This window comes from Edaphobacter aggregans DSM 19364, assembly GCF_000745965.1.
GTDB classification, from domain to species: Bacteria; Acidobacteriota; Terriglobia; order Terriglobales; family Acidobacteriaceae; genus Edaphobacter; species Edaphobacter aggregans.
This window is the reverse complement of record NZ_JQKI01000254.1, coordinates 1-4,480: the sequence shown is the minus strand read 5'-3', so window position 1 is coordinate 4,480 and position 4,480 is coordinate 1. Positions and strand designations below refer to the sequence as shown.

Annotated in this window: 3 protein-coding genes and 1 pseudogene; 2 read left to right on the top strand and 2 right to left on the bottom strand. The window is 55.5% G+C overall.

The genetic code is table 11. The features are described 5' to 3' along the window. Nucleotides 1-330 precede the first annotated feature (330 nt). Nucleotides 331-675: a hypothetical protein gene (locus Q363_RS30785; RefSeq protein WP_051979581.1), complete on the top strand. Its 345-nt coding sequence runs from the start codon at nt 331-333 to the stop codon at nt 673-675. Nucleotides 676-873: 198 nt separating this feature from the next. Continuing rightward, nucleotides 874-2,148 carry a hypothetical protein gene (locus Q363_RS30780; RefSeq protein WP_245632587.1) on the top strand — a complete coding sequence of 425 codons (1,275 nt, stop codon included), beginning with the start codon at nt 874-876 and terminating at the stop codon, nt 2,146-2,148. A 179-nt stretch (nt 2,149-2,327) separates the two neighbouring features. Here the strand turns inward: Q363_RS30780 and Q363_RS30775 are convergent, their stop codons facing one another. Together Q363_RS30775 and Q363_RS30770 are read right to left on the bottom strand one after the other, a co-directional pair. Next, the gene (locus Q363_RS30775) at nt 2,328-3,881 is read right to left on the bottom strand and encodes a Gfo/Idh/MocA family protein (protein ID WP_245632586.1); all 1,554 of its coding nucleotides are present in this window, start codon (nt 3,879-3,881) and stop codon (nt 2,328-2,330) included. Nucleotides 3,882-4,245: 364 nt separating this feature from the next. After that, nucleotides 4,246-4,480: pseudogene (locus Q363_RS30770) on the bottom strand (ATP-binding protein); the annotation flags it as partial.

Sequence of the window (4,480 nt, the reverse complement as noted above, 5' to 3'; positions counted from 1 at the left end):
TGATGCACGTGACCAGCCGCGTCCTTCACGCAATAGCTGATCGTCCTCTTGTGAACATCCAGTCCGATGTAATACATATCGTCTCTCAAGGAGCCTCCGGGGTAGTTCTCTGAATCAGCTTCACCGCTGAGTTCAGCCTTTGCAACACCTTGTGCTCCTCACTGACTTACATTCAAACAACCCGGAGACAATCTCCGTAGTGCCGGAGAAGTCGGGATTTCGGTAACTTGCTGGGAACTTTCTCAAAACCCCGTTTGCGTTACTAATCCGGAAAGACAAACCGCCATAACCTCGATATAGATCTTTACAAATCATGTTAGACTCCGCCGCATGACGGTACTGGACTGGCTCCTTGATTCGGACCCCGCCATTCGCTGGCAGGTGATGCGCGATCTTGTCCATGCGCCAGCCGAGATAGTCGCGGCGGAGCGCGCGCGGGCGGCCACCGAGGGCTGGGGTGCCAGACTGCTAGAGTTGCAGGGCGAAGACGGCCAGTGGGCGGGAGGCGCGTGCTTCCCCGCGCGGAGCTTCAACCAGTGCGACGAGAATCAGGGCCAGCCCTGGATCTCCACGCTGCCAACACTTCAACTACTGCATGATTTCGGGGTCGAGCCGTGCTCTGACCGGGTCCGCCGGGCGGTGGCGTTGGTCAGAGACCACTGCCGGGTACGATGACAACACCGACCAGAGGTAAAAGGGCAAGTCGCTGCATTTGTTGCAAGAAAATAAACCTGTAACCAACAGGATCAAATAACCATTATGAAAAAGAAACAACTCGAAATTGCAGCAAGGGCGGCAGATTCAGCTCCAATCACCGAAACTATGGAGTCGAACTCTCGCTTGACTCGGCGTGAAATGCTGGGAATAACCGGTATGGCCGGTTTGGCGGCTTTGACCGGGATAGTGCCCGATGCTGTGGCGCAGACTGCGCAAAGACGGCCTCGTATCGCCTGCCTCGTAAGCTATTGGGGGCTACCGACTTCACATGCGGACTGGATCGTAAACAAGCTGATAGACGGTTATTGGTGGCAGGGCGCCCACACTCCTTCGCGGGTTGACGTGGTGTCCGTTTACATCCATCAGTTCGATACGAGCCTGCTGGCTCAGAAAGTATGCAAAGCGAAAAACATTCCCATCTATAAGACAGTCGGCGAGGCTGTAACACTTGGCGGCAAGGAACTTGCGGTGGATGGTGTTGTCATCGTCTGTGAGCATGGGAATTATCCAACCGATCTCAAGGGGCACTGGCTCCTGCCGCGCTGGTGGATTTACCAGCAGGTCATGCGGGTCTTCGAGCAGAGCAAACGCTCGGTGCCTGTGTTCAACGACAAGCACCTCTCCTACAACTGGGACGACGCTAAGTGGATGTTTGACAAATCCCGTGAACTGAACTTTCCCCTGAGCGGGGGTTCTTCCATACCGCTCTACTACCGCAAGCCCGAGATAGAACTCGCTATCGATACGCCCATAAAGAACTCTATCGTGGTTGGAGGCGCCACAGATGAGGGAGCCATCTTCCATTGTGTCGACGTGCTTCAGGCCTTTGTCGATCGCCGCAAGGGCGGTGAGACAGGCGTCAAGTCGGTGCAGTCCATTCGTGGGCCTGAAACGTGGCAGTGGGTCGAACGCACTCCCTGGGCCAACAACCTGCTTGAAGCAGTGCGGAAGAATTTTGACCTCAAGCCGGGATACTTCCAGGAGGGCAGGCAGGATCAGCGGCGGCCTTTTCAACCAAACGTCTGTATCGTGGAGTACAACGATGGGACCAACGCGTCGGTAATTTCGGGCGCGGGTGTTGGGTGGACCTACGCCGGCGAAATCGCAGGGCAGAAAGACCCGACGATCATCTCCATGCTTGGCTGGCCCGGCCCCATCTCGCAGTACCACGCTGCGAACGCCCACGAGCACTGGATCACCGAGATGATGCTGACCGGGAAGGAGCCGTTCAATGCGGAGCGGCTGCTTCTGTCAACCGGGATTGTGAACTACTACATGGACTCAAACTGGGAGGACGGCCGTTACTCTGCCGTCGGACGCCGCATCGAGACGCCGTACATGAACATGAAGTATCACTCGACACACGGACCGATGTTTGAAACAGGGCCGCGGCCGCCGAATAAACCCTACATACGGGGTTTTGAATCATAAGCTCTGCGCGGGCTCTAGCGTCGGTTTTCGGCAAGTACGACCCTCAAGCTTCCGAAAACCCCGTTTTCCATAAGAAGAGGCGATCGGAGTGTGACGCCGGGGCCCAATATGCTATTCCCATCCATCTTGAACGGTCATTATCGAACTAACGTCTATTAGGCTTTGCCGAGGATGGGACATCAGGAAAGAGCCCAACCGAAACGGTCTTGCCGCCGTATAAACTGCGCCGCCTGTGGACAATTTTTCGCAACCATCTTCGGTCCGTCCCATTCGATCTTCTGACCGGCACGCAATGACACGCAGCCCAGCAGCATAATTTCCGTGAGACGCGCCGTGATGTCAAAACGCGAGTAGCACGTCTCCGGCTTGTTTTCCTTTACGGCAGCGAGCCATTCCTGCGCGTGAGCGAGGCCGAGATTCCCGGCATGATGGTTGCGAGGAATCCTTTCCGGATATTGCGCCATGGCCGGATGCTTGAGGTAGTGGACGAATTTCTCTTCGCCCTTGAGTTTTATGAAGAAATTGGTTCCATAGTCGTCCGGCGAAAAGACCGTGCCTCCGTCGCCAATCAGCAGACAACCGCTCTCGGGAACCTTGCCCTGCAACGCCACGATATCGGCGGTCAGTTCGATCGGCGGCTTGTTGCTCAGGTCATGGCCGCCACGGGCTGCCGGGTCGGGCTGGCCGCCGTCATACCACCAGAGTGTCACCGGATCGTGCTCAATCTTTCTGTAATGGTGGAAGAGATGTGGATGTTCGACGGGAATGCGACCTTTGCGCTTGGGAAAGGCGAAGCGGATTTTGGAGCCGACAGGATATGTTTCCTTGTTCATCTGGCCGAGAGAGATCGCCTCAATCTCCGACGGGTAATCGAGATCTAAAGCACGAAACGGCATATTGACCGTGTGGCAGGCCATGTCGCCCAGCGCACCGGTGCCGAAGTTCTGCCAGCCACGCCAGTTGAACGGTTCGTAAATTCCGTTTCGATCCTTTGGGTTCCGGCTGCCTATATATGGCCGCATAGGGGCCGGGCCAATCCAGGTATCCCAATCTAATGTCGCAGGAACCGCGTCTTCTCCGGCTGGACGCTCCATTGCCTGCGGCCACACGGGGCGGTTGGTCCAGACGTGAACTTCATGCACTTGTCCGATGAGTCCGTCCTGAATCGTCTCCACTGCGCGGCGCAGACCGTCCGAGGCGCTTCCCTGATTGCCCATCTGCGTCACGATCTTTCTGTCGTGGGCCATGTTCCTCAGATAGCGCGCCTCATAGATCGTTTGCGTCAGCGGTTTCTGGCAGAACACCGCCTTGTTCCTCTTCATTGCCATCGATGCCACGATCGCATGCATATGATCCGGTGTCGAAACCGTCACCGCATCGATCTGATTTCCCATTTGATCCAGCATCTGCCGGAAATCTTTGTAAAACTTCGCGCTCGGATATTTTTTGGTCTGGGTTTGATAGGCGTCGGAACCTGTATCCACATCGCACAACGCGACGATGTTCTCACCAGCGCAGGCATCCGTATCGCTCCGGCCTTTGCCGCCGATTCCGATGCAGGCAATATTCAACTTGCTGTTGAGGTTCTGTCCGCGCAAAAGTGCAGGCGCGCCAAACGTGAGCGCACCAGCCGCCAGAGAGCTCGCCTTGATAAATTCACGGCGGTCGACACGCGAGAGTATGGCGGTCTCAGGAGCCTTCAGAGAGGGTAATTTTTCGGCTGGTTTTGACACTCGCACAGAATACACTCACCGGAACCCATTGCTGATACCCGCATTTCAGGGCCTCTTGCTGTACGCCTTCCAAGCTACTGGATGTACTTCAGCCATGAGGCCGCGCGGCAGAGGTTCGGCTGAAATTCCGCAGTAGTCGGCTCACGCTTCTACGTCTCTACTACAACACCCAGATTGAGTTGGCACGCTAAATGTGCTCGGAACCAATAGGTTTCATTAGGAGTCCTGCCACATACAAGTACAAGCGAGAATTACTTCCTTGAAAGTCGGCTTATCGGCAACTTCAGTTTTGAACTTTCTCAAATGTATGGTCCGCCGTTCCTCGCTGGCTAGTTCTTAAGAACCTAGCCTAGCCGTAGTTGCTCTACGGAGCTTGCCAATCAGTTCCGGGCATAATCCTCTTCATGAACTCGTCGAAGAAGGGCACCGTGAAGGCCGTATCGCCGTGATTTGGACTCCAGATCATACCTTTGATTATCAAACTCGCCCGAAGGGGTCCTAAGGAGTTTGTGGGCTTCTTGAGGATTATGGCGATATCACCTGAGCGATGAGGTCCAGGACCGAGCTCCGCCATAGCACGCAGATAGTGCTTTTCCTTA

Bases quoted from the DNA above. Each gene is read 5' to 3' on its own strand.
- Q363_RS30785 (WP_051979581.1), top strand. From the start codon at position 331: ATGACGGTACTGGACTGGCTCCTTGATTCGGACCCCGCCATTCGCTGG.
- Q363_RS30780 (WP_245632587.1), top strand. From the start codon at position 874: ATGGCCGGTTTGGCGGCTTTGACCGGGATAGTGCCCGATGCTGTGGCG.